The sequence below is a fragment of the Streptomyces sp. FXJ1.172 genome, assembly GCF_001636945.3.
Classification (GTDB): Bacteria; Actinomycetota; Actinomycetes; order Streptomycetales; family Streptomycetaceae; genus Streptomyces.
The window spans coordinates 2,854,662-2,878,140 of record NZ_CP119133.2; the positions used below are offsets into that span (position 1 = coordinate 2,854,662).

Below are 23,479 nucleotides of genomic sequence, written 5' to 3' on the forward strand. Positions count from 1 at the left end.
ACGGTGATCGCTCGAGTGACGTCCACAGCAAAGACTGTGCGGCTGCGCCGTCACTTTGGCCGACCGCGCCCGCGCGGGGGTGCGCGTGCGACTGCTGCTCGACGGCTTCGGCGCCAAGGAGATCGAGCGGCGGCTGCTGGACCTCATGAGCGCCGCGGGCGTGCAGGTGGCCTGGTTCCGCAAACCCGTGTGGCTGTCACCGTTCAAACAGAACCACCGTTGCCATCGCAAGGCCCTCATCGTCGACGAACACACCGCCTTCACCGGCGGCGTCGGCATCGCGGAGGAATGGAGCGGCAATGCCCGCAACCCTGCCGAGTGGCACGACACCCACGTCCAGGTGCGCGGCCCGGCCGTGGACGGCATCGCCGCCGCGTTCGCGCAGAACTGGGCCGAGTGTCATGACGAACTCTTCGACGACCGCGACCGTTTCACGGAACACCCGCAGGCCGGCTCGTCGGTGGTGCAGGTCGTGCGCGGCTCCGCAAGCATCGGCTGGCAGGACATGCAAACCCTCATCCGGGTCATGCTCACCTCCGCCGAGGAACGCTTCCGGCTGGCCACCGCCTACTTCGCCCCTGGCGCCTACTTCATCGACCTGCTGTGCCAGACCGCACGTCGCGGCGTGCATGTCGAGATCCTGCTGCCCGGCCCCCACACCGACCAGCGCGCCTGCCAGCTCGCCGGTCAACATCACTACACGCGTCTGCTGCAGGCCGGCGTGCACATCCGCCAGTACCAGCCGACCATGACGCACGCCAAGATCATCACCGTGGACTCGGTCGCCTCTCTCATCGGATCCACGCCTACCCCGCGCCGTTTAGGACACCTATAGGCTGTATGGCCTCTTACGTACCAGGTCGCCTTACATCCGGCATGCGCACGGGGTCCGGCCGTCATAACGGCCGGACCCCGTGCGGAAGGCGCGCTGCGGGTCAGATCACCATCGGTACCAACGACCTCGGCCGCCACCGGCGGTGGTGGAGCGCATGACGAAGCCGAGAAGCCACACCACCAGGACGGCTACGGCGACCCACCAGAGGATCTTGATGGCGAAGCCGGCACCGAAGAGGAGCAGCGCAAGAAGCAGAACAAGCAGCAGGGGAACCATGTTCATCAACCTCCTGCACTCTCGTCTGCCCTGCAATTCCGTCGCCATTCACCGGCTACGCTTTGTTTGTGCAAGGAACGCCGGGGCACAAGCGCGTTACCGCGACAGCGGCACACGAGCTATCAGGAGGTACTTTTCCATGACCGCCGGCGAGAAGGCCAAGGCAAAGAGCGAGCAGGCCGAGGGCAAGGCCAAGGAAGCCGTGGGAAGCGCCATCGGAAACGACCGTATGGCTGCTGAGGGGCAGGCTGAGAAGAGCACGGGTGATGCCCGTGAGGCCAAGGAAAAGGCGAAGGACGCGTTCAAGCACTAAACCTGCATTCTCCCACGAGAATTCGAAAGGGGCTGCCCGGCGTGACTCCGGGAAGCCCCTTTCGACGGATCGCCGAGGGCCGAAAGCGCAGGCACTGAGTCTCGCCTCGACTGCTCATCGGCCTTCTCGCCCGCCACCATGCCGACGATGTCCCGTCCATGGCCGTCGCCCAGGTCGCCACCAGGCCCGCACCCGCAGGTTCCCGGCGGACACGGAACGTGCCGACAGCTCTGATCACCACACGGTGGCTGGGAGAGGCAAGGGACCGTGGCTTGCTGTGACCGTCCGCCGACCAGAGCGGCTGCTCGAAAAGCGTGCCGGGCATGCGTACAGTGAGGGCGAGTGTGGAGGCGGACCGCACCACACAGCCGCGGGGCCCCGCCCGGTCGGCAGGGCCTCGCAAAAGCGAGGCACTACACCCGACATCTCCCCCGCTCCGCAGGACGCCCGGCCGCCGTCCGGCTGCCGGGCCCCCGACCGTCAGACGGTGCTGAGCATGCCTTCGCGCATCAGGCGGTGCTGAGCATACCTTCACGCAGGCGGGCCAGGAGACGGGAGATCAGCCGGGAGACGTGCATCTGGGAGACACCGAGACGTTCACCGATCTGGGCCTGGGTGAGTTCCTCCACGAACCGCCAGTGGATGATCTTGCGGTCGCGTTCGTCGAGTTCGGCGATCATCGGGGCGAGGGCGTGGAAGTCCTCGATCAGGCCGAGGGCGGCGTCCTCGTCGCCGATGAAGTCCGCCAGCGCGGCCTCGCCGTCCTCGCTGCCGTTGATCGCCGCGTCCAGGGAGCCGGACTTGTAGCCGTTGGAGGCCAGTTGGGCCTCGACGACCTCGTCCTCCGGAAGGCTCATCAGCTCGGAAAGCTCTTTGGTGGTCGGTGTCCGGCCCAGTCGGCTGCGCAGTTCCTCGTTGGCGCGGGCGAGTTGGACGCGGGCTTCCTGGAGCCGGCGCGGGACATGTACGGCCCAGGAGGTATCGCGGAAGAACCGCTTGATCTCGCCGACGATGTACGGCACGGCGAAGGAGGTGAACTCGACCTCGCGGGTCAGCTCGAAGCGGTCGATCGCCTTGATGAGTCCGATCATGCCGACCTGGACGATGTCCTCCATCTCCTCCGGCCCGCGGCTGCGGAACCGGCCGGCCGCGTAGCGGACCAGGGACATGTTCATCTCGATCAGCGTGTTGCGCGTGTACTGATACTCGGGCGTTCCCTCCTCCAGGACGGCCAGCCGGTCGAAGAACGGCTTCGACAGCTCCCGCGCGTCCTTCGGCGCGACCTTGGAAGGGTCCGTGATCTCCGGCACATCCACCGTCTCGGCGGTCAGCACGGTCGTCGTCGGCATCATGGCGCCCTCCCAGTCGATCAGCCTCGTCCTCGCCGGTCCATCGTCCGGTAGGCACGCGCCTGCCCCGTCCGCCGATCGGCATTCCTCGAACCGCTGTCAGTTTTCGCCGGACTCTCCATGGCTGCGTACGATTTCCTTCACCTTGGCGACCGCGAAACCCCAGCCCTGCTCGACGGTCGGCTTGGCCGGGACGGCGATCTCGTCGGGGTTGGTGAGGACGTCCAGCAGGACCGGGCCCGGACTGCCCAAGGCGCGTCGCACGGCGCCCTCCACGTCGGCCGGGTCGGTCACACGGATGCCGGTGATGCCCATGGCTTCGGCTACGGCGGCGAAGTCGGGATTGTCGAGCACGGTGCCGAACTCGGGCAGGCCGGCCTGCTCCTGTTCGAGTTTCACCATGCCCAGCCGACGGTTGTCGAAGACGACGAGCTTGACGGGAAGGCGGTACGTCTTCAGGGTCATGAGGTCGCCAAGGAGCATGCTCAGTCCGCCGTCGCCGCAGAAGGCCACGACCTGGCGCTCGCGGTCCAGGCACTGGGCGCCCAGGGCCTGGGGCATGGCGTTGGCCATCGAGCCGAGGTTGTAGGAGCCGATGAGGCGCCGCTCGCCGCGCATCTCGACGAAGCGCGAGAGCCACACGGTGGCCATGCCCGTGTCGGAGGTGAAGACGGCGTCATCGGCCGCGATCCGGTCGACGGCCGCGGCCAGCGCCTCGGGGCGGATGTCGTGCGCCCGGTTGTCCAGCGCGGAGCGGATACGGCCCACCACGCCCTTGTCGTGCGACGGATCGGCGAGCCGGGCCTGACCGGTGCGCCACTGGTCGAAGCGTTCACGCGCCTTCTCCAGGTGAGAGCGGTCACGTGCGCCTTCGAACCCGGCGGGCGCGGCGGCGAGGTCGTCCAGGAGGTCGCGTACGGTGGCGCCGGTGTCTCCCACGAGCCCGACGTCGACCGGTACCCGGCGTCCGATATGGGTGGCCTCGGTGTCCACCTGGATGACGGTCCGGCCCGCGGGATACCAGTCCCGGTAGGGGAAGTCCGTGCCGAGCAGCAGCAGGGTGTCCGCGTCCTGGAGGGCCGCAGCGGCGGCGGGGTTGCCGATCAGCCCCGTCTGGCCGACCTGGAAGGGGTTGTCGTCGCCTTCGAAGCCCGCCTTGGCCTTCAGGGTGAGCACCATCGGTGCGGCCAGGCGGTCGGCGAGGGTGAGGACCTCCTCGCGAGCGGCGCGGGCGCCCTCACCGACGAGCAGGGTGACCCTTTCGGAGCGGTCGAGGAGTTCCGCGGCGCGGTGGACGGCGGACCCGTCCGGCCGGCTCACCGGGGCGCTCAGGGCGAACCGGGCCGGCCGGTCGGCCAGTTCCCGCTCGCCCAGGTCACCCGGCACCGTGAGAACGGCGACGCCCCTGCGGCCCAGTGCGTGACGCACCGCCGTCTCCAGCATCTGCGGAAGCTGGTCGGGAGAGGTGATGGTCGCACGGAACACGGCCACGTCCCTGAAGAGGGCGTCGTTGTCCACCTCCTGGAAGGAGTCGCTGCCGAGTTCGGCGAGTGGTACCTGGCCGGCGATGGCCAGGACCGGCGCGTGGCTCTTGGCCGCGTCGTACAGCCCGTTGAGGAGGTGGACGGAACCGGGTCCGACCGTGCCCATGCACACGCCGAGGGTGCCGGTGAGCTGCGACTGGGCGCTCGCGGCGAAAGCCGCCGCCTCCTCGTGCCGGCAGCCAACCCATTCCAGGCCCTCAGTGGTGCGGATGGCGTCGGTCAGGGGATTGAGCGCGTCTCCCACGACGCCGAACACCTGGCGCACGCCGAGTTCGCTCAGTGCGTCCACGATGACGCGGGCAACAGTACGGGTCACGTAGTCCTCCAGGTCACACGGTGAAACGGTCGGGGTCGGCGGCCTGCCAGTCGGCCGCCCAGGAGGCGGGCGGCTCGGCGAGCAACTGCCCTGGCGCAAGCCACTCGTACAGCTCCTCGAAGGAGCGCTCGGTGCAGGGGTCGACGCGCCGGCGGAGCATGTGCGGACGCAGTTCCGCGGGATCGGTGACACCCATGGACGCCATGATCTGCAACGCGCTGGCCACGGTCGCTTGCTGGAAGCGCTGGACGCGCGTCGTCTTGTCGCCTACGTCGAGGGCGCGGGCACGCCGTGGGTCCTGGGTCGTGACACCCGTGGGGCAGGTGTTGGTATGGCACCTCTGCGCTTGGATGCACCCGACGGCGAACATCATCGCCCGCGCAGCGTTGCCGTAGTCGGCGCCCTGCACCATGCGTTTGACCAGGTCGGTGCCGGTGGCGATCTTGCCGCTCGCCCCGATCTTGATCTGATCGCGCAGGCCCACGCCCACGAGGGCGTTGTGAACGGTGTGCAAACCCTCGGTGAGCGGGGTGCCCACATGGTCCGCGAACTCCAGCGGCGCCGCACCGGTCCCACCCTCGGCGCCGTCCACCACGATGAAATCAGGCGCAGTGCCCTCCTCCAGCATGGCCTTGCACACGGCCAGGAACTGCCGGCGGGAGCCGACACACAGCTTGAACCCGGCAGGCTTGCCACCGGACAACTCGCGCATGCGAGCGATGAAGCGCACGAGTTCGCGCGGGGTGGAGAACACCCGGTGGTACGGCGGGGAGACGACCGTCCGCCCCTCGGGCACGTCGCGGACCCGGGCGATCTCGGCGTTCACCTTGGCGCCCGGCAGAACACCGCCGATGCCAGGCTTCGCGCCCTGCGACAGCTTCAGGGACACACATTTGACGTGATCGTGTGCGGCCTTGTCGGCGAACTCGGCCGCGTCGAAATCGCCTTCCTCGGTACGGCAGCCGAAGTACCCTGTGCCGATCTCCCAAACGAGGTCGCCTCCCGGACGGAGGTGATACTCGGACAGCCCGCCCTCACCGGTGTCCTGGGCGAAACCCCCGGCCGCGGCACCCCCGTTGAGCGCGAGGACCGCGTTGGCGGAGAGCGAGCCGAAGCTCATCGCCGAGATGTTCAGCAGTGCCATGTCGTACGGACGGCTGCAGTCCGGTCCGCCGATCCTCACGCGCGGCGGGTCCTTCGGCACCGGGCACGGCGCCATCGACGGGACCAGGAACTCGTAACCGGGCTGGTACACGTCCCGCTCGGTGCCGTACGGCTCCTCCGCGTCGGTGCCCTTGGCGCGCTCGTAGACGATGCTGCGCACATCCCGGTCGAAGGGGCGCCCGTCATAGTTCCGCTCGACGAAGTACTGCTGCAGCTCCGGGCGTACGCGCTCCAGGAGGTAGCGGGCGTGGCCGAGGACGGGATAGTTGCGCAGCACCGAGTGCCGCCACTGCACCAGGTCCCAGGCGCCCAGCACCCCCATCAACATGAGCGGAACGGCCGCGAACCACCAGTAGGGCGAGATCCCGAGCGCCGCGGCCAAAGCCCCGAGAGCGGCCACGAGAGTCAGGAGGACGATTCCTACGCGTGTCATACCTGGCGCATTGCCCGGTTATCGATCGCCATGCGCGACAGCCGGGCACTGGAAGCTCCCAGTCGCCGTGGCCGCCGGACGGGCCGCGAGCCCCCGGCCACGCTCGTCAGGGTGGTGGACCGCATGGGGCTTCTCCAACGCCCTCGCCCTCAGCGCCGCGTCCACACGGGACACGCCATCAGCCCCAGCCCGTACCGCATGGACAAGACCCGGGCGGCAACCTGACCTCCGAGTCGGCGCGGAGACGGGACCGAACCGAGGTTACGACGGTCATCGGGCCCGGCAACCCAGCTGGCCTACAGCAGGTCAGCTGCACTGAGACGTCCACCGCGAGGGAACCGCCCGCTCGACCCGGTGCAGGCAGGCAAACAGGTCGAGCGAACCACCCGGGCCGCAAACCCGCAAAGGCGCCCAGAGTGGACTCTGCATCCGTATCGAGGGGCTTCTCGCCCGCGGATGCCGAGGACCTCGCGCTGTATCGGGAGAAGTTCCGGCGGCGTCTGCCGGAGTCGCTGGACGAGTTGCACGGCCCGGCCCAGGGGGTCGTGGAGCTGCCGCTGCACCTGGCCTGGTCCGGGATGACCTCGTACGACATGAGCAAGTCTCGTCAGCGCATGGGCCTGTACCGCACCGTCCTGCACGAGGGCCTGCGTGATGACCTGCCCGGTATCTCGACCGGGACCTGCTCCTCCAGCTGTGGCCGGTACTGCGCACCCCCGTCGGCCGCACCGTGCGCGCCGTATTTGAAGACGCCTTCCCCCAGCTCGCCTCCCGCACCCGGACAACCGCGTGACGGATATGCCGGAGCTGCACACGCGGCTCATGACGGATGTGGTTGACGGCCGACCTGACCAGCACGCCCGACCAGACGCGTCAACTGCCTCACCGCCGGCGTCCATTCCGGCCACCCGGGGCAGCCTTCGCCGCCATCGGCCCGCCGGGAGCCGGGATGCATCCGGTCCGCCTGGTGATCACCCTGTCCGGGCCAGTCACCGAGGGACCTGCGAACGCCCCGGGCGCGGGCCACCACGCGCCACGCCTCGCCCGGCTCGTCGCCGACCGGCTGGCAGGGCCGCCGTGTCCCGATCAACGTGGACAACGACGCCATGATGGCCGCCCTGGCCGAGTACCACGCCCTCACCGCGCAGGACGGCGAACCCGTTGGCGCCGTCGCCTACGCCAAGTCGACGCCGGAGTCGCCGGTACCCTGATCGTGGGTGGCCGCATCTACCCCGGCAGTCACGGCCTGGCCGGCGAACTCGGCCACATCCCCGTCTCCCTCGACGGACCCGCCTGCTGGTGCGGCGCGACCGGCTGCCTGACCACCTACACCCACGCCGTCCTGGACGCGGCCGGGCTCGGTGTTCTCGTCTCCCCGCACGACACCAGCGCCGCCCTCACCGAATCGGCCACCGCCTGCACAGCAAGGGTCCCCTCTCCCTGGCCGCCCTGGACCGCGCTGGACACGCCCTGGCGCCGCATTCCCCAACTGGCTGCCCTGGCTGAGGCCGGGCATCGACGCCCACCTCAGCCTGCGCCGAACGGCCCACCGGACCGAGCGCGGTCGACACTGCCTTGACAGACCATCAGAGCGAGCGTCATCCGAGCGTCAAGACAACCTGCCGCCGTGCTGGCCTGCACCAAACGAGGCACAGCCGCCGTCCCCGTGGTGCTCGCAAAACAGCAGGTCAGTGACGCTCAGGCGCATCGGACGTGGTTCACGTCATGCATTTCAAGAAACAGGTCGAGCACACCCGGCCGCGCCTGAACGACCCTGGAAAACCCCAGGTCAGCGACCCTTTTCCGTAGGCTCAAGGATCGCCACGCACTCCACGTGATGCGTCATCGGAAACAGATCGAACGCGCGAAGCGTCCGCGCCCGGTAGCCGCCCTCGCGGAAGTAGGCCAGGTCGCGGGCGAGCGCCGCGGGGTCGCAGGCGACGTAGGCGATGCGGCGGGCGCCGAGGGAGGAGAGGTGGGCGACCGTCCCGCGGCCCGCGCCCGCGCGGGGCGGGTCGAGGACGATGAGGTCGACCTCCGTGATACCCGTGCGCGGGAGGACCGATTCCACCTTGCCCTGTTCGATGCGGACCCGGGGGAAGTCGGCGAGGTTGTGCCGCGCGTCCTCGACCGCCCGCTTGCCGGACTCGATGCCGAGGACCGCGCCCTTCTCGCCGAGGCGGTCGGCGAGGGCGCCCGCGAAGAGGCCGACGCCGCAGTAGAGGTCCAGCGCCATCTCGCCCTTGCGGGGCAGCAGGCCCTGCATGACCGCCGTCACCAGGGTGTCGGCCGCCTTCGGGTGGACCTGCCAGAAGCCGCCGCTCCCGACGCGGTAGGTGCGGCCGTCCGCGCGTTCACGGACGAAGGGGCGGCCGTGGACGCGGTGCACGCCGCCCGACTTCTCGTCCACCCGCATCACCGACACCGGCTTGTCCAGCTCCACCAGCGGGAGACGGCCGCCCGGACGCGGGGTCAAGATCACCTGGCGGTCCTGGGACCCCGTCGCCGCGATCGCCTCCACCGACTCCATGCCGGTCCAGTCCCGCCGCTCGATGCCCAGTTCGGACACCCCGGCCGCCGCGATCATGCAGTGGTCGATGGGCTCGACCTCGTGCGAGCGGTGGCGGCGCAGGCCCGCCTTGCCCGTCGAGGCGTCCACGGCGTACTGGACCCGGGTGCGCCACTGCGGGACCTGGCCCGCGGGCAGTTTGTCGCCCTCCGCCGGCATCACCGTGCCGTCCCAGCCGGCCTCTTCGGGCGTGAGTCCCGCGAGCCGCTTGAGCTGCTCGGCGATCACCTCGCCCTTGAGCCGGCGCTGGGCGCCCGGCTTGGCGTGCTGCCAGTCGCAGCCGCCGCAGCGGCCGGGACCGGAGAAGGGGCAGGGGGCCTCGACGCGGTCCTTGGAGGGCTCCAGGATCTCGACCGCGTCGGCGCGCAGGAAGCGCGCTCCCTCCTCGCCCTCGGTCACCCGGGCCACGACCCGCTCGCCGGGCAGCGCGTGCCGGACGAACAGCACCTGGCCCTCGGCCGTACGCGCGATGCAGTGGCCGCCGTGGGCGACGGGGCCGATCTCGACCTCGTACTCCTCGCCCACCAGAGACTTCGTCGGTTCTGCCTGCATGGTGGGGTGACTCCAGATCGAGGAAGAGAGGAAAGGGAGAAAAGAGGAAAAAGAGGGAAATCGAGAAAGCGAGCGGAGAGGGAAATCGGCGGACAGTGACGAGGACGGCAGCGGTCGAGGCATGCCGGCCGGTGGGCTCGACATCAGCCCACCAGTCTACGGCCTCGCCGACCCGCCTCAGTCCTTGGGCGCCGACGGCGTCTTGGGGCGTTCCGCCGCCGGGCCGCGCCGGACCGCGCCCGGTGCGCTCCACTCCTGCCGCTTGCGGGCCCGCAGCTTGGCGGCCTCGGAGGACGCCAGCTGGTAGGGGACGGAGGTGACCATCACGCCGGGCGTGAAGAGCAGGCGGCCCTTCAGGCGCAGGGCGCTCTGGTTGTGCAGCAGGTGCTCGTACCAGTGGCCGACCACGTACTCGGGGATGATCACGGAGACCGCGTCGCGCGGGGACTCCTTGCGCAGGCTCTTGACGTACTCGATCACCGGCCGGGTGACCTCGCGGTACGGCGAGTCCAGGACCTTCAGCGGTACGTCGATGCCGCGCCGCTCCCACTCCTCGCGCAGCGCCTTGGTCTCGGCCGCGTCGACGTTGACGGTCAGCGCCTCCTGGGTGTCCGAGCGCATCAGCTTGGCGTAGGCCAGGGCACGCAGGGTGGGGCGGTGGATCTTCGAGATCAGCACCACCGAGTGCACCCGCGAGGGGCGGACCAGGTCGTCGTCGTCCGGCTCCTCGGGCGCGGCGATCTCCTCGGCGACCCGGTCGTAGTGCTTCCGGATCGCGGTCATCGTCGCGTAGAAGATGCACATGCCCAGGAGGGCCACCCAGGCGCCGTGCGTGAACTTGGTGACCAGGACGACGACGAGCACGAGGCCGGTGAAGAAGGCGCCGAACGCGTTGATCGCGCGGGAGCGCATCATGTGCCGGCGCTTGGCCTGGTCCTGCTCGGTCGCCAGGTGGCGGTTCCAGTGCCGGACCATGCCGGTCTGGCTGAGCGTGAAGGACACGAACACGCCGACGATGTACAGCTGGATCAGCCGCGTGGAGTCCGCGCCGTAGATGATCGTCAGCAGGGTCGCCGCGCCCGCGAGCAGCACGATGCCGTTGGAGAAGGCGAGACGGTCGCCGCGGGTGTGCAGCTGGCGCGGGAGGTAGCGGTCCTGGGCGAGGATCGAGCCGAGCAGCGGGAAGCCGTTGTACGCCGTGTTGGCGGCCAGGAAGAGGACGAGGGCCGTGGCCGCCGCGAGGACCACGAACAGGAAGCTGCCCTTGCCGAAGACCGCCTCGGCGACCTGGGAGATCACCGGGTTCTGGACGTATCCGGAGCCGATCGGAATGCCGTTGTGGATCAGATCGGTCGCCGGGTTCTCGGCCATGCGGACCTTGGTCGTCATGGCGAGGGCGATGATGCCGCAGAACATCGTGACGGCCAGCAGGCCCATCATGGCGAGGGTCGTCGCCGCGTTCTTCGACTTGGGCTTGCGGAAGGCCGGGACGCCGTTGGAGATGGCCTCCACACCGGTGAGCGCGGCACAGCCGGAGGAGAAGGCGCGCAGCAGCAGGAAGACGAGCGCGAAGCCCGCGAGGCCCTGGTGCTCGGCCCGGATGTGGTAGTCGGCCGTGGGGGCGCGCATCGAGTCGCCGAGGACCAGGCCGCGGAAGGCGCCCCAGGCGATCATGATGAAGACGCCGCCGACGAAGACGTACGTCGGGATCGCGAAGAGCTTGCCGGACTCCTTCACGCCGCGCAGGTTCATCAGCGTCAGCAGGACGATCACGGCGACCGCGCACAGCACCTTGTGCTGGACGACGAAGGGGACCGCGGAGCCGAGGTTCTCGATGCCGGAGGCGATGGAGACGGCGACGGTCAGGACGTAGTCCACGAGCAGGGCGCTCGCGACGGTGAGGCCGGCCCTGGAGCCGAGGTTGGTGGTGGCGACCTCGTAGTCGCCGCCGCCGCTCGGATAGGCGTGGACGTTCTGCCGGTAGGAGGCGACCACGGTGAACATCAGCACGATGACCGCGAGGGCGATCCAGGGGCTGAAGTGGTACGCCGACACGCCCGCGATGGACAGGACCAGCAGGACCTCTCCGGGCGCGTACGCGACGGAGGACAGCGGGTCGGAGGCGAAGACGGGGAGTGCGATGCGCTTCGGCAGGAGCGTTTCACCCAGCCGGTCACTGCGCAGTGCGCGCCCGATCAGGATCCGTTTGGGCACGTCGGTCAGTTTGGACACGACAGAGGATCGTAGGCCTTCGAACAGGCAACCGCCCACCCGGTGTCCATGATCTGCCTCACGAGTGAAATCACAGGCGCACCCGACTGCGGATTCCGTGGTCCGCGCGCTCCCCGTGTCTAGATGGCAGACCCCGCCTGTCATCGCACTCCGGAGGTTCCATGCCCGCGACCGCGGAGCTGATCGGGGCGACGGTCGCCCTCTTCGGCGTCGGAATCCTGACCCTGTGCAGCGTGCGCAGCATCACTCGCCGGCCCCGCCGCACAGGTGACACGTGATCACCGGCGTGTGCACGCGTCCCACCGGCCCGGCCACGCGCGGGATCGCTGACCCTGCCCACCGGCGTGATCGCGGACGGTGATCACGGCGAACCGTACACAGGGGTGCCCACCCCAGGGCGCCCCTGTGTAGCTTTGGGCGTCGGTCTGAGACCCTGATGCTGAGCAGTAACTTTTGGACACCGGAAGGACGGTCGTGCACATCGTCATCATGGGCTGCGGAAGAGTGGGTTCCGCTCTCGCCCAGACCCTGGAACAACAGGGCCACACAGTCGCCGTGATCGACCAGGATCCCACCGCCTTCCGCCGGCTCGGCCCGGGCTTCGGGGGCCGCCGGGTCACCGGTGTCGGCTTCGACCAGGACACCCTGCGCGAGGCGGGCATCGAGGAGGCCGGCGCCTTCGCCGCCGTCTCCAGCGGCGACAACTCCAACATCATCTCCGCGCGCGTGGCCCGCGAGATGTTCGGCGTGGAGAACGTGGCCGCCCGTATCTACGACCCCCGCCGCGCCGAGGTCTACCAGCGCCTGGGCATCCCCACCGTGGCCACGGTCCGCTGGACCGCCGACCAGATGCTGCGCCGTCTGCTGCCCTCCGGCGCCGAGCCACTGTGGCGCGACCCCACCGGCGGGGTGCAGCTCGCCGAGGTGCACGCCTCCGCGAAGTGGGTCGGCCACAAGATCAGCAGGCTCCAGGAGGAGACGGGCGTCCGGGTGGCGTTCCTGACCCGCCTGGGCGAGGCGATCCTGCCGACCTCGCAGACGGTGCTGCAGGAGGGCGACCTCGTGCACGTGATGATGCGGGCGGACGACGTGGACAAGGTCGAGGCGGCGTTCGCCGAGGGCCCGGAAGAGGAGAGCGGTCACTGATGAGGGTCGCCATTGCCGGAGCCGGCGCCGTCGGCCGCTCGATCGCGGGCGAGCTGCTGGAGAACGGCCACGAGGTCCTGCTCGTCGACAAGGCCCCGACCGCCATCTCGGTGGAGCGGGTGCCGCAGGCGGAGTGGCTGCTGGCCGACGCCTGTGAGATCACGTCCCTGGACGAGGCGGCGCTGCAGCGCTGCAACGTCGTCATCGCCGCGACCGGCGACGACAAGGTCAACCTGGTGGTCTCGCTGCTCGCCAAGACGGAGTACGGCGTTCCGCGGGTCGTCGCCCGCGTCAACAACCCCAAGAACGAGTGGCTGTTCAACGAGGCCTGGGGCGTGGACGTGGCCGTCTCCACCCCGCGCCTGATGTCCGCCCTCGTCGAGGAGGCGGTGAGCGTCGGCGACCTGGTCCGGCTGCTCCGCTTCAGCCACGGCGACGCCAACCTCGTCGAGCTGACCCTGCCCGAGGAGTCGGCCCTGGCCGGCACCCAGGTCGGCGATGTCCAGTGGCCGGAGGACACCTCGCTGGTCACGATCATCCGCGGCACCCGTGTGCTGACCCCGTCCAAGGAGGACTCCCTGGAGCCGGGCGACGAACTCCTCTTCGTGGCCGCCCAGGCCCGCGAGGAGCAGCTGGAGGAGCTGCTGTCGGTACGGCGGGAAGAAAACTGACGCAGACGGAACGCAGACGGAAAGGGGCGCCCCTGGCAGCAGGGGCGCCCCTTTCCGTCGTACGACCGCTGTCTACGCGTCCCTGCGGTGCCGTCCGCCGGACACGTCTCCGCCCTCGGCGGCCAGCGCGGCCTTGCGCTCCTCCTCGGCCTTCTCCTGCGCCTCCATCTCCGCGAACACGTCGATCGGCGCGGGCGCCTTCGCGAGGAAGACCCAGGTGAGCCAGACCGCCAGCAGGAACGGCGGGATCTTCAGGGCGACCAGGACCCAGCCGAGCTTGGTGGTGTCGGACCACCAGTACAGCGGGAAGAGGATCGCGCACTTGGCGAGCAGGATCAGGCCCCAGGCCCAACTGGCCTTCGCGTAGGCCGTCTTGCGGCCCGGGTTGCGGGTGCGCCAGGAGAGGTTCTCCTTGAAGACCGGGCCGAGGATGAGGCCGATCAGGGGCACGCCGGCGAGGGTGGTGATGAGGTAGGCCAGCGCCAGGCCCAGCGTGTAGAGCATGCCGGGCAGGTAGAAGTCCTTGGCGTTGCCGGTGAACATCGCGAAGACGACACCGAAGGCCACGCCGAAGACACCGCTGAAGGCGTGCTTGACGGTGTCCTTCATGGCCAGCCGGACGACGACCAGGACCAGGGAGACGATCAGCGCGGCGATCGCCGACACGTGCAGGTTCTTGTCGACCGTGAAGATCGCCACGAAGAGCAGGCCCGGCACGACCGTCTCGACCATGCCGCGGACACCGCCGAACGCCTCGAACAGCGCGGCCTCGGTCACCGCCCTCGCATCGTCGGCCTGCTGCTGACCGGCGTCTTCGGTCGGCTTGTCGAGGGACGTCACCGGCTACTCCCGTCCGAGGGGTCGCAGTTCGTATTTCGGGTTGAACAGCACGCGGCGGCCCCGGCTCAGCGAGATCCGGCCCGATGCGATCAGCCTGCGCCCAGGTTCTATGCCCACGATGGAACGCCTGCCGAGCCACACCACGTCCAGCGCCGCGGAGCCGTCGAACAGCTCGGCCTCCAGGGCAGGCACTCCGGCGCGCGGACGCAGGGTGACCGTGCGCAAGGTACCAGTTACGGTGACGATCTGCCGGTCCTGGCAGTCGCCGATCCGGATGCAGCCGGCGGTGTCGGTGTCTTCCCGCAGCTCCTCGGACTCCAAGTCCTCCTGCGACGAGGAAAGCCGGTCTAGCATGCGCCGGAACCGACCGGCCGGCTTTTCGGAACGAGGAACAGCACTCATACCTGAAGCGTACCGGGGCACACCCACAGCGCCGTAGCCCTGCTCACTTCTCGAAGCGGTATCCCATCCCCGGCTCGGTGATGAAGTGCTTCGGGTGCGAGGGGTCCGTCTCCAGCTTGCGGCGCAGCTGGGCCATGTACACACGCAGGTAGTTGGTCTCGGTGCCGTACGACGGTCCCCACACCTCCTGGAGCAGCTGCTTCTGGCTGACCAGGCGGCCGGTGTTGCGGACCAGCACCTCCAGCAGGTGCCACTCGGTCGGGGTGAGGCGGACGTCCCGGTCCGCGCGGTTGACCTTCTTGGCGGCCAGGTCGACGGTGAATCCCTCGGTCTCCACGGTCGTCAGGTCGTCCTCGCCCGGGCCGACCGGCTCGGCGCGGCGTACGGCGGCGCGCAGCCGGGCCAGCAGCTCGTCCATGCCGAAGGGCTTGGTGACGTAGTCGTCGGCGCCGGCGTCCAGTGCCTCGACCTTCTCGTCGGAGGAGTGGCGGGCGGACAGCACCAGGATGGGCACACGGGTCCAGCCGCGCAGGCCCTTGATCACCTCGACGCCGTCCATGTCGGGCAGGCCCAGGTCGAGCACCACGGCGTCGGGGTGGCGGGAGGCGGCGAGTTCGAGGGCGGTGCGTCCGTCGGAGGCCGCGTCCACCTCGTACTTCCGTGCCTTGAGGTTGATCACGAGGGCGCGCACGATCTGCGGCTCGTCGTCGACCACGAGCACCCGGGTCATAGGGTCTGCCTTTCTGGTTCTGCGATGTCCTTCCCGGTCTCCTCCGCCGTGGGAACGGACCCGGGAAGGGACTCGGGACGTGATCCTGCCGCGGGGAGGCTCAGGACCATGGTGAGTCCGCCCCCCGGCGTGTCCTCGGCGGTGAGAGTGCCGCCCATGGCCTCCGTGAACCCGCGGGCGACGGCGAGACCGAGTCCGACCCCGGCGCCGCGCGGGGCGTCACCGTACCGCTGGAAGGGTTCGAATATCCGGTCCTTCGCATCGTCCGGCACGCCCGGCCCGCGGTCCACCACGCGGACCTCGACGCGGCCGGCCATGGCACTCGCGGAGACCACCACGCGGCTGCCGCGCGGGCTGTACTTGACGGCGTTCTCCACCAGGTTGGCCACGGACCGCTCCAGGAGCCCCGGGTCGACCGCGACCATCGGCAGCGTCTCGGGGACGTCCAGCTCGACGCTGTCCTCGGGCACGCCGACCAGGGCCATCGGGACCACCTCGTCCACGTCGATCTCGCGGATGATCGGCGTGACCGTGCCGGTCTGCAGGCGGGACATGTCGAGCAGGTTGCCGACGAGGTGGTCGAGGCGGTCGGCGCCCTCCTCGATGCCCTCCAGCAGCTCCGCCTGGTCCTCCTCGGACCAGGCCACGTCGTCGGAGCGCAGCGAGGAGACGGCGGCCTTGATGCCGGCCAGCGGGGTGCGCAGGTCGTGGCTGACGGCGGCGAGCAGGGCGGTGCGGATGCGGTTTCCCTCGGCGAGCGCTCGCGCCTGGTCGGCCTCCTCCTGAAGGCGCCGGCGGTCCAGGGCGACGGCGGCCTGCGCGGCGAAGGCGGCGAGCACCCGGCGGTCCTCGGCAGGCAGCACCCGGCCGGTGAGCGCGAGCGCCATGTGGTCGCCGACGGGCATGTCGACGTCGGCGTCCTCGGGCCGCTGCAGCGGGCGCCCGAACCCGGCGCGGCCGGCGCAGGTCCACGGCTCGACGTCGCTCGCGCGTTCCAGCAGCGCGGCCGACTCCATCGCGAAGGTCTCCCGGACCCGCTCCAGCAGCTCCTCCAGGCTGGTCTCGCCGCGCAGCACGTTCCCGGCGAGGAAGGAGAGGATCTCCGACTCGGCGCGCAGCCGGGCCGCCTGGTGGGTGCGCCGGGCCGCGAGGTCCACGACCGACGCCACGGACACGGCGACGCACAGGAAGATCACTATGGCCACGATGTTCTTCGGGTCGGCGATCGTCCACTTGTGCAGCGGCGGCGTGTAGTAGTAGTTCAGCAGCAGCGAGCCGAAGGCCACCGACGCCAGCGCGGGCAGCAGGCCGCCGAGCAGGGCGGCTGCGACCGTGACGGCCAGGAACAGCAGCATGTCGTTGGCGAGGCCGACGTCGACGGTGTTCAGCAGCACCGCGAGCGCGGTCGGGCCGCCGAGTCCGACCAGCCAGCCCGAGATGATCCGGGCCCGTCCGAGCCGGGCACCCCGGGCGACGGGCAGTCCGCGGCCCTTGGCGACCTCCTCGTGGGTGACGATGTGCACGTCGAGGTCGGGACCGGACTCGCGGGCGACCGTGGCACCGACGCCGGGCCCGAAGACGTACTGCCAGGCCTTGCGGCGCGAGGAGCCGAGCACGATCTGGGTGGCGTTGACGCCGCGGGCGAAGTCCAGCAGGGCGGCCGGTATGTCGTCGCCGACCACGTGGTGGAAGGTGCCGCCCAGGTCCTCCACGAGGGTGCGCTGGACGGCGAGTTCCTTCGGCGAGGCGGCGGTCAGGCCGTCGCTGCGGGCTATGTACACGGCGAGCACCTCGCCGCCGGCGCCCTTCTCGGCGAGCCGGGCGGCACGCCGTATCAGGGTGCGTCCCTCGGGGCCGCCGGTCAGCCCGACCACGATCCGCTCGCGGGAGCCCCAGATCCTGGAGACGCGGTGTTCGCTGCGGTAGGCCGTCAGGTACTCGTCCACCCGGTCGGCCACCCACAGCAGGGCCAGCTCGCGCAGTGCGGTGAGGTTTCCGGGCCGGAAGTAGTTGGACAGGGCCGCGTCGACCTTGTCCGGCTGGTAGATGTTGCCGTGCGCCATGCGGCGCCGCAGGGCCTGCGGCGACATGTCGACCAGCTCGATCTGGTCGGCCCGCCGTACGACCTCGTCCGGGACGGTCTCGCGCTGGCGCACCCCCGTGATCGACTCCACGACGTCGCCGAGTGATTCCAGGTGCTGGATGTTGACGGTCGAGATCACGTCGATCCCGGCGGCGAGCAGTTCCTCCACGTCCTGCCAGCGCTTGGCGTTGCGCGAGCCCGGGACGTTGGTGTGGGCGAGTTCGTCCACCAGGGCGACGGCGGGCGCCCGGCGCAGCACGGCGTCGACGTCCATCTCGCCGAAGACGGTGTCCCGGTACTCCAGCTTCTTGCGCGGGATCTGCTCCAGCCCGTGCAGCATCACCTCGGTGCGCGGCCGCTCGTGGTGCTCCACGAAGGCCACGACGCAGTCGGTGCCACGCTCCACACGGCGGTGTGCCTCGGAGAGCATGGCGTAGGTCTTGCCCACACCCGGTGCCGCGCCGAGGTAGATCCGAAGCTTGCCGCGTGCCATGGCTCCATTGTCTTCCGGTGACTGCTGCCTACGCAGCGTCGACCTTACGGCCAACAATCACGACAAACAGGACAGGGGGGTGGGCAGCGGGCAACTTTGACGCAACCCTGATGAGTGGTCCCGCCTTCCGCGCAGGGGCGAGCACACGGAAAGGGCCGCACCACGGGGTACGGCCCTTCGTCTGCTACGACGGTTACCGGACCTCGGTGATCTCCGGGCCCCGCTGCAGCTGGTCCACCCCGCCGGAGAAGCGGGACTCGTCCTGCTGGATGCCCTCGGGGACCATCTGGGCGTCGTTGGGCAGCTTGAGGACGATCGGGTCGCGGGGCGCCATCGGGCCGTCGCCGCGGACCACGACCGTGTCGCGGAAGATCTGCTCCAGCAGCCCGGCGGCCTGCGGCTGCACCGCGCCCTGGCCGGAGATCACACCGCGCAGGAACCAGCGCGGGCCGTCCACGCCGACGAACCGCACGACCTGGAAGCCGCCTGTGCCGTCCGGCAGCTGCACCGGCACCTGGGCCCGCAGCTCCCAGCCGAGCGGGCCCTCGACCTCGTCGACGATGCCACCCTGCTGGGTGATGCCGGCCCCGATCTCCTCGCGGACCTCGCCCCAGATGCCCTCGCGCTTGGGCGCGGCGAAGGCCTGCAACTGGACGGCGCTGTCGCGCAGTACGACGGTCGCGGCGACGATCGCGTCACCGGCGACCTCGACCCGCAGCTCCATGCCGTCGACGCCCGGGATGAACAGGCCGCCGAGGTCCACGCGGCCCTCACCCGGGTCGCTCACCTCGGCGCTGTCCCAGGGCCCGTCGGGCCGGGGCCCGGGCTCCAGCCGGACGCGCTCGCGCCCGGTCTCTTCCTCCACCTCGTCCGCCTCGGTGTCGACGCTGTCGACGACCTGCTCGGCCTCGCCGGCCGCGTCCTCGGCGGCACCCTTCTTCTTGCGACGTCCGAACACGTCACTGTCCTTCCCGGTCGGATACGACCGAAGCGTATCGATTCCCACCCGTCGGACCGCCTGCGGCGGCCCGACCGCTTGTGCCGCTCTCGCCGCCCGCCGCGGCATGACCCCCGGTGGACCCGAAGCCCCCTTCGGCCCGCGCCGAGCCGGGAAGCTCCGCCACCTCGTGGAAGCGGACCCTCTCGACCTGCTGGACGACCAGTTGGGCAATCCGGTCGAAGCGCTCGAACCGCACGGACTCGCGCGGGTCGAGATTCACCACGATCACCTTGATCTCCCCACGGTACCCGGCATCAACCGTCCCCGGGGCATTCACGAGGGCGACACCGCAGCGGGCGGCGAGCCCGGAACGTGGGTGCACAAAGGCCGCGTACCCCTCCGGCAGGGCGATCGACACTCCGGTGGGCAGCACGGCCCGTTCGCCGGGCGCCAGTGCGCACGCCTCGGTGGTGCGCAGGTCGGCTCCCGCGTCCCCGGGGTGCTCGTACGCCGGAAGGGGTACGTCGGGGTCGACGCGGCGCAGCAGTACGTCGAGGGGGCTGGGGCTCACGGGTTCACCTCGAAGGCGCGGGTGCGCCGGATCTGGTCCGGCTCGCTCATGGCGGCCTGGATCTCCTCCTTGCGGCCGTGGTCGATGAAGTGGTCGACCTTGACCTCGATGAAGAGGGCGTCCGCGCGGACGGCGACGGGGCCGTCGAAGCCGCCGATGCGTCCCGTGGCCCGGGAGAAGATCTTCCGCCCGGCGACGGCGGTGACCTCGGCCTCCAGATACAGCGTGGCGCCCACCGGGACGGGGCGCGCGAAGTCGGTCTCCAGCCGGCCAGTGACGGCGATGGTCCGCAGCAGCCAGTTCAGCGAGCCGAGGGTCTCGTCCAGGGCCGTGGCCAGTACTCCGCCGTGCGCGAGACCGGGGGCGCCCTGGTGGGCGGGCTGGACGGTGAACTCGGCGGTCAGCGAGACACCCTCGCCGGCGCGCGCCTCCAGGTGCAGCCCGTGCGGCTGCCCGGGGCCACATCCGAAACAGTGTTCGTAGTGGGCGCCGAGGAGTTCCCCGGGCGCGGGCGCGTCGGGGTGCCGTACCGGTTTCACCGCGTCGGCGGGAGGCTGAAGGCTTGCGGAACTACCACTCACAGGCGCAGACCTTACCCGCCCGCCCGTCACCCACCACCGCCCTGCCGGACAGCGCTTCGCGCCGGCTCCCCCTGACAACGGCCGCGTACGGATCCCGTGCCAAGCTTGGCCCCATGCAGCTCTCCGCCACCCCGTACGAAGAACGCCTCACCACCCCCCGCTCGTGGTGGCTGTTCAGCTTCCTCGTGGGCGTCTCGTTCGCCCTGATCCTGCTCCCCTTCGGCACGCTGCCGCTGCTCGGCGGCCTGGTCGGCGGTACGGCCGCGGCGGCGGTGGTGGCCAGCGCGTACGGCTCGCTGCGCATCCGTGTGGTGGGTGACTCGCTGATCGCGGGCGAGGCGAAGATCCCGGTGTCGGCGCTCGGCGCATCGCAGGTGCTGGACGCCGAGGAGGCGCGCGCCTGGCGTACGTACAAGGCGGACACGCGCGCGTTCCTGCTGCTGCGCGCCTACATCCCGACGGCTCTGCGGGTGGAGGTCACCGACCCCGAGGACCCGACGCCGTACCTGTACCTGTCCACGCGGGAGCCGGAGCAGCTGGCGGCGGCGATCGAGGCGGCGCGGAAGGCGAACGCCTAGAACCCTCCGGGAAGCTCGCGGATCTCCAGCGGCTGCGCCGGCTTCTCCAGGGGCGGCAGCTCGGGCAGCTCGTCCCAGGGCACCTGGATCTTGCGCAGGTCACTGCGGATACGGGCGGCGAGCTTCCTGGTGTCCCGGCGGTTCATGACCGCGCCGACCGCCGCGCCCACCATGAACGGCATGAGGTTGGGCAGGTCGCGCACCACGCGTTTCATGATCCGCTGGCGCAGTTCGCGTTTCATGTGGCCGCCGAGGGCGGCGTCGTACGTCGACGGCTTCAGCACGTCGATCCCGCGCTCCCCCGACCAGGAGGACAGATACGCGGTGCTGCGGGTCTTCAGGCCGCCCGGTGGCCTGACGCCGTAGACCTCGTGGAGTTCGGCGACGAGTTTCAGCTCGATCGCGGCGACCCCGGTGATCTCCGCGGCGAGTTCGGTCGGCATGGCGGGCGGCACCGGCAGCATCGCCGCCGCTCCGATCCCGGCTCCGACCGTCGAGGTCGCGGCCGCCGCCCCCGCCACGAGCTTGTCGGCGAGTTCTTCGGGCCCGAGGCCCGGGAACTGCCCGCGCAGGCTCGCGAGGTCACGTACGGGGACACGAGGGGCGATCTCGATGATCCGGTCCGCGAGGTACGCCAGACCCGCGCGAGCGCGGCTGCCGCCCTTGCGGACCCCTTCCCGGGCCATGTCCCGGGCTTTGTCACGCATCACCGCGACCCGTCGCCTCGCGACGGGCGCGGGACGCCGCACCGGTGCCGGGTGGTCGGCCCGGCCGTCCACCGGTGCGAGCGAGGCTCCCCTGCCGGACGAGCCCCGCTCCTCTTCACGCGCGCCGTGCGGGCCGTCGAACGGCCCGGAGTCCGCTTGCCGTACAGGGAAGCGGTGCTTCCGGGGAGGGGTCGTGCCAGACATGGCCGACCCGTCCTCAGTCGCAGTCGCGGCAGATCGGCTGACCGTTCTTCTCCCGGGCCAGCTGGCTGCGGTGGTGCACCAGGAAGCAGCTCATGCAGGTGAACTCGTCCTGCTGCTTCGGCAGCACCCGGACGGCCAGCTCCTCGTTCGAGAGGTCGGCGCCGGGCAGCTCGAGGCCCTCGGCGGCCTCGAACTCGTCGACGTCCACCGACGAGGTGGACTTGTCGTTCCGCCGGGCCTTCAGCTCTTCAAGGCTGTCGGAGTCGACGTCATCATCAGTCTTGCGTGGAGTGTCGTAATCGGTTGCCATATCGCTCTCCCCCTCTGGGTGTCTGCGGTGTCTCCAGCGCACGTAACGCGCGAGAGGCCGGACTTGTGCCCGACCCGAAGCGGAGATTTTGCCTCACATCAAGGTCTGTTACTCAATCGACACCCAATCCGACCCCTCAAGAGTGATCGGCTTGGATGGCGGTGAGGACCGTACACGGTTCGAATGCAGCACCTCAAAGGCGCCTCACCGTGTACTTCCCGTGATCAAGACCCCCGAAAACCAGGACTTTCCCGGCTTTCCACCTTGTGTCATGATCACAGAGAGTACATGGCCGAAAATCCGCCCATGTGATTGATCACACAGCAAGAACCGCATCAGGGGTCCCAAAAATTCCGCGCAAAGCGAACATCGCCCGCGTGTGTCGGTGGATCACAGTGGCAAAGTGACACGCATCGCCAGGCCACCCCCCTCGCGGGGCCGTGCCGCGATGTGACCGCCGTGCGCGCGGGCCACGGACCGGACGATGGACAGGCCGAGGCCGACCCCCTTGTCGCTGCCCGTGCGCTCCGTGCGCAGCCGCCGGAAGGGCTCGAAGAGGTTGTCGATCTCGTACGCCGGCACCACCGGCCCGGTGTTCGAGACCGTGAGGACCGCCTGCCCGGGCTCGACCTCGGTGGTCACCTCCACCCAGCCGTCCTCGGCCACGTTGTAGCGCACCGCGTTCTGCACCAGGTTCAGCGCGATCCGTTCGAGCAGGACGCCGTTGCCCTGCACCACGGCGGGCTTGCGCTCGCCGCGGATCTTCACGCCTTTCGCCTCGGCCTCGGCGTGCACCTGGTCGATGGCCTGGGTGGCGACCTCGGCCAGGTCGACCGGCTTGCGCTCGACGATCTGATTGTCACTGCGGGCGAGCAGCAGCAGGCCCTCGACCAGCTGCTCGCTGCGTTCGTTGGTGGCCAGCAGCGTCTTGCCGAGCTGCTGCAGCTCCACCGGCGCGTTCGGGTCCGACAGGTGGACCTCGAGGAGCGTGCGGTTGATCGCGAGCGGGGTGCGCAGCTCGTGGGAGGCGTTGCCGACGAAGCGCTGCTGGGCGGTGAAGGCCCGCTGCAGCCGCTCCAGCATGTCGTCGAAGGTGTCGGCCAGTTCCTTCAGCTCGTCGTCCGGGCCGTCCAGCTCGATCCGGCGGGACAGGTCGGAACCGGCCACCTGGCGCGCGGTGCGGGTGATCCGGCCGAGCGGGGACAGCACCCGGCCGGCCATCGCGTAGCCGAACGCGAAGGCGATCACGGCGAGCCCGAGCAGGGCCAGCAGCGAGCGGCTGAGCAGGTCGTCCAGGGCCGCCTGGCGCTGGTGGTCCACGCACTGGCTGATCGCGTTGTTGAAGTCCGACAGCGACAGGCTGGCGGTGTTGATCGCCGGGCAGTTGTCGCTGGAGACCTTCAGCTCCTGGAAGCTGACGATCTTGAACAGCGGCTGGTTGCCCGTGCTGATCGCCTGCGCGGCCAGCAGGTAGATGATCGACAGCAGCAGGATGCCGGCGATCAGGAACATGCCGCCGTACAGCAGCGTGAGCCGTATGCGGATGGTGGGGCGCAGCCACGGGAAGGGGGGCTGCGGCCTTCTGGGGTCCCAGGTGGGCTTCGGCGGCGCCTGAGGGGGCGCGGGTGTCGCGGCCACGG

General features: G+C 70.0%; 21 protein-coding genes and 2 pseudogenes. 7 read left to right on the forward strand and 16 right to left on the reverse strand.

Annotated elements, in window-relative coordinates; translation table 11 throughout:
• Positions 1–46: 46 nt before the first annotated feature.
• Positions 47–820, forward strand: a pseudogene (locus tag A6P39_RS12575) (phospholipase D-like domain-containing protein); the annotation flags it as partial.
• Between the two features lie 120 nt (positions 821–940).
• Here A6P39_RS12575 and A6P39_RS12580 read toward each other — a convergent pair.
• Positions 941–1,111: a hydrophobic protein gene (locus A6P39_RS12580; RefSeq protein WP_067054926.1), complete on the reverse strand. Its 171-nt coding sequence runs from the start codon at positions 1,109–1,111 to the stop codon at positions 941–943.
• A 139-nt stretch (positions 1,112–1,250) separates the two neighbouring features.
• Here A6P39_RS12580 and A6P39_RS12585 point away from each other — a divergent pair, with 139 nt between their 5' ends.
• Positions 1,251–1,424, forward strand: coding sequence for a CsbD family protein (locus A6P39_RS12585; RefSeq protein ID WP_079133780.1), 174 nt, complete (start codon positions 1,251–1,253; stop codon positions 1,422–1,424).
• A gap of 509 nt (positions 1,425–1,933) precedes the next feature.
• Here A6P39_RS12585 and A6P39_RS12590 read toward each other — a convergent pair.
• From A6P39_RS12590 to A6P39_RS12600, 3 genes are all read right to left on the reverse strand, one after another.
• Positions 1,934–2,773 (reverse strand): RNA polymerase sigma factor SigF, encoded by an 840-nt coding sequence (locus tag A6P39_RS12590; protein ID WP_067054929.1) that lies wholly within the window; start codon positions 2,771–2,773, stop codon positions 1,934–1,936.
• A 99-nt stretch (positions 2,774–2,872) separates the two neighbouring features.
• Entirely contained in the window at positions 2,873–4,633 is a 1,761-nt protein-coding gene (locus A6P39_RS12595; RefSeq protein WP_067054638.1) for a thiamine pyrophosphate-dependent enzyme, read from the reverse strand.
• 13 nt (positions 4,634–4,646) lie between these two features.
• Positions 4,647–6,230 (reverse strand): FMN-binding glutamate synthase family protein, encoded by a 1,584-nt coding sequence (locus A6P39_RS12600; RefSeq protein ID WP_067054641.1) that lies wholly within the window; start codon positions 6,228–6,230, stop codon positions 4,647–4,649.
• 473 nt (positions 6,231–6,703) lie between these two features.
• On the opposite strand from A6P39_RS12600, the pseudogene A6P39_RS12605 reads away from it, so the two are divergent.
• Both A6P39_RS12605 and A6P39_RS12610 read left to right on the forward strand, forming a co-directional pair.
• A pseudogene (locus A6P39_RS12605) lies at positions 6,704–7,023 on the forward strand (hypothetical protein).
• A gap of 420 nt (positions 7,024–7,443) precedes the next feature.
• Complete coding sequence (locus A6P39_RS12610) at positions 7,444–7,809, forward strand: ROK family protein (RefSeq protein ID WP_199841010.1); 366 nt, start codon at positions 7,444–7,446, stop codon at positions 7,807–7,809.
• A gap of 210 nt (positions 7,810–8,019) precedes the next feature.
• Here the strand turns inward: A6P39_RS12610 and A6P39_RS12615 are convergent, their stop codons facing one another.
• Positions 8,020–9,351 (reverse strand): class I SAM-dependent RNA methyltransferase, encoded by a 1,332-nt coding sequence (locus tag A6P39_RS12615; RefSeq protein WP_067054645.1) that lies wholly within the window; start codon positions 9,349–9,351, stop codon positions 8,020–8,022.
• 177 nt (positions 9,352–9,528) lie between these two features.
• On the reverse strand, positions 9,529–11,583 hold the full coding sequence (locus A6P39_RS12620; RefSeq protein WP_067054648.1) for an APC family permease: 2,055 nt from the start codon (positions 11,581–11,583) through the stop codon (positions 9,529–9,531).
• 474 nt (positions 11,584–12,057) lie between these two features.
• Between A6P39_RS12620 and A6P39_RS12625 the strand changes: the two genes are divergently transcribed.
• Both A6P39_RS12625 and A6P39_RS12630 read left to right on the forward strand, forming a co-directional pair.
• Complete coding sequence (locus tag A6P39_RS12625) at positions 12,058–12,729, forward strand: potassium channel family protein (RefSeq protein ID WP_067054650.1); 672 nt, start codon at positions 12,058–12,060, stop codon at positions 12,727–12,729.
• Positions 12,729–13,400, forward strand: coding sequence for a potassium channel family protein (locus A6P39_RS12630; RefSeq protein WP_067054654.1), 672 nt, complete (start codon positions 12,729–12,731; stop codon positions 13,398–13,400). Before A6P39_RS12625 ends, A6P39_RS12630 begins: the two co-directional genes overlap by 1 nt.
• Before the next feature lie 72 nt (positions 13,401–13,472).
• Here the strand turns inward: A6P39_RS12630 and A6P39_RS12635 are convergent, their stop codons facing one another.
• The 7 genes from A6P39_RS12635 to A6P39_RS12665 all read right to left on the reverse strand — a co-directional run bounded on the left by A6P39_RS12635 (position 13,473) and on the right by A6P39_RS12665 (position 20,040).
• On the reverse strand, positions 13,473–14,240 hold the full coding sequence (locus A6P39_RS12635) for a DUF3159 domain-containing protein (protein WP_067054657.1): 768 nt from the start codon (positions 14,238–14,240) through the stop codon (positions 13,473–13,475).
• Between the two features lie 3 nt (positions 14,241–14,243).
• On the reverse strand, positions 14,244–14,642 hold the full coding sequence (locus tag A6P39_RS12640) for an OB-fold nucleic acid binding domain-containing protein (RefSeq protein ID WP_067054660.1): 399 nt from the start codon (positions 14,640–14,642) through the stop codon (positions 14,244–14,246).
• Between the two features lie 43 nt (positions 14,643–14,685).
• Positions 14,686–15,372, reverse strand: a complete 687-nt coding sequence (locus A6P39_RS12645) for a response regulator (RefSeq protein ID WP_067054663.1) — start codon at positions 15,370–15,372, stop codon at positions 14,686–14,688.
• Positions 15,369–17,948 (reverse strand): sensor histidine kinase, encoded by a 2,580-nt coding sequence (locus A6P39_RS12650; RefSeq protein ID WP_067054666.1) that lies wholly within the window; start codon positions 17,946–17,948, stop codon positions 15,369–15,371. Before A6P39_RS12650 ends, A6P39_RS12645 begins: the two co-directional genes overlap by 4 nt.
• Before the next feature lie 193 nt (positions 17,949–18,141).
• Entirely contained in the window at positions 18,142–18,906 is a 765-nt protein-coding gene (locus A6P39_RS12655) for a DUF3710 domain-containing protein (protein WP_067054669.1), read from the reverse strand.
• A 1-nt stretch (position 18,907) separates the two neighbouring features.
• Complete coding sequence (dut, locus tag A6P39_RS12660; RefSeq protein WP_067054672.1) at positions 18,908–19,459, reverse strand: dUTP diphosphatase; 552 nt, start codon at positions 19,457–19,459, stop codon at positions 18,908–18,910.
• Complete coding sequence (locus tag A6P39_RS12665) at positions 19,456–20,040, reverse strand: PaaI family thioesterase (protein ID WP_067054677.1); 585 nt, start codon at positions 20,038–20,040, stop codon at positions 19,456–19,458. Before A6P39_RS12665 ends, dut begins: the two co-directional genes overlap by 4 nt.
• A 113-nt stretch (positions 20,041–20,153) precedes the next feature.
• On the opposite strand from A6P39_RS12665, the gene A6P39_RS12670 reads away from it, so the two are divergent.
• The gene (locus tag A6P39_RS12670) at positions 20,154–20,618 is read left to right on the forward strand and encodes a DUF3093 domain-containing protein (protein ID WP_067054680.1); all 465 of its coding nucleotides are present in this window, start codon (positions 20,154–20,156) and stop codon (positions 20,616–20,618) included.
• On the opposite strand, the gene A6P39_RS12675 is transcribed toward A6P39_RS12670, so the two are convergent.
• The 3 genes from A6P39_RS12675 to A6P39_RS12685 all read right to left on the reverse strand — a co-directional run bounded on the left by A6P39_RS12675 (position 20,615) and on the right by A6P39_RS12685 (position 23,477).
• The gene (locus tag A6P39_RS12675) at positions 20,615–21,529 is read right to left on the reverse strand and encodes a hypothetical protein (protein WP_199841011.1); all 915 of its coding nucleotides are present in this window, start codon (positions 21,527–21,529) and stop codon (positions 20,615–20,617) included. The two genes, A6P39_RS12670 and A6P39_RS12675, sit on opposite strands and share 4 nt — an antisense overlap.
• Positions 21,530–21,542: 13 nt before the next feature.
• A complete protein-coding gene (locus A6P39_RS12680) occupies positions 21,543–21,839 on the reverse strand; it encodes a DUF4193 domain-containing protein (protein ID WP_003997302.1) in 297 nt (98 codons plus the stop codon).
• A gap of 390 nt (positions 21,840–22,229) precedes the next feature.
• Positions 22,230–23,477: a sensor histidine kinase gene (locus A6P39_RS12685; protein ID WP_067054686.1), complete on the reverse strand. Its 1,248-nt coding sequence runs from the start codon at positions 23,475–23,477 to the stop codon at positions 22,230–22,232.
• Between the last annotated feature and the right edge of the window lie 2 nt (positions 23,478–23,479).

Excerpts from the sequence above, each read along its gene's own strand:
- A6P39_RS12580 (WP_067054926.1), bottom strand. The coding sequence starts at position 1,111 with ATGGTTCCCCTGCTGCTTGTTCTGCTTCTTGCGCTGCTCCTCTTCGGT.
- A6P39_RS12585 (WP_079133780.1), top strand. The coding sequence starts at position 1,251 with ATGACCGCCGGCGAGAAGGCCAAGGCAAAGAGCGAGCAGGCCGAGGGC.
- A6P39_RS12590 (WP_067054929.1), bottom strand. The coding sequence starts at position 2,773 with ATGCCGACGACGACCGTGCTGACCGCCGAGACGGTGGATGTGCCGGAG.
- A6P39_RS12600 (WP_067054641.1), bottom strand. The coding sequence starts at position 6,230 with ATGACACGCGTAGGAATCGTCCTCCTGACTCTCGTGGCCGCTCTCGGG.
- A6P39_RS12615 (WP_067054645.1), bottom strand. The coding sequence starts at position 9,351 with ATGCAGGCAGAACCGACGAAGTCTCTGGTGGGCGAGGAGTACGAGGTC.
- A6P39_RS12630 (WP_067054654.1), top strand. The coding sequence starts at position 12,729 with ATGAGGGTCGCCATTGCCGGAGCCGGCGCCGTCGGCCGCTCGATCGCG.
- A6P39_RS12640 (WP_067054660.1), bottom strand. The coding sequence starts at position 14,642 with ATGAGTGCTGTTCCTCGTTCCGAAAAGCCGGCCGGTCGGTTCCGGCGC.
- A6P39_RS12645 (WP_067054663.1), bottom strand. The coding sequence starts at position 15,372 with ATGACCCGGGTGCTCGTGGTCGACGACGAGCCGCAGATCGTGCGCGCC.
- A6P39_RS12650 (WP_067054666.1), bottom strand. The coding sequence starts at position 17,948 with ATGGCACGCGGCAAGCTTCGGATCTACCTCGGCGCGGCACCGGGTGTG.
- A6P39_RS12670 (WP_067054680.1), top strand. The coding sequence starts at position 20,154 with ATGCAGCTCTCCGCCACCCCGTACGAAGAACGCCTCACCACCCCCCGC.
- A6P39_RS12675 (WP_199841011.1), bottom strand. The coding sequence starts at position 21,529 with ATGTCTGGCACGACCCCTCCCCGGAAGCACCGCTTCCCTGTACGGCAA.
- A6P39_RS12680 (WP_003997302.1), bottom strand. The coding sequence starts at position 21,839 with ATGGCAACCGATTACGACACTCCACGCAAGACTGATGATGACGTCGAC.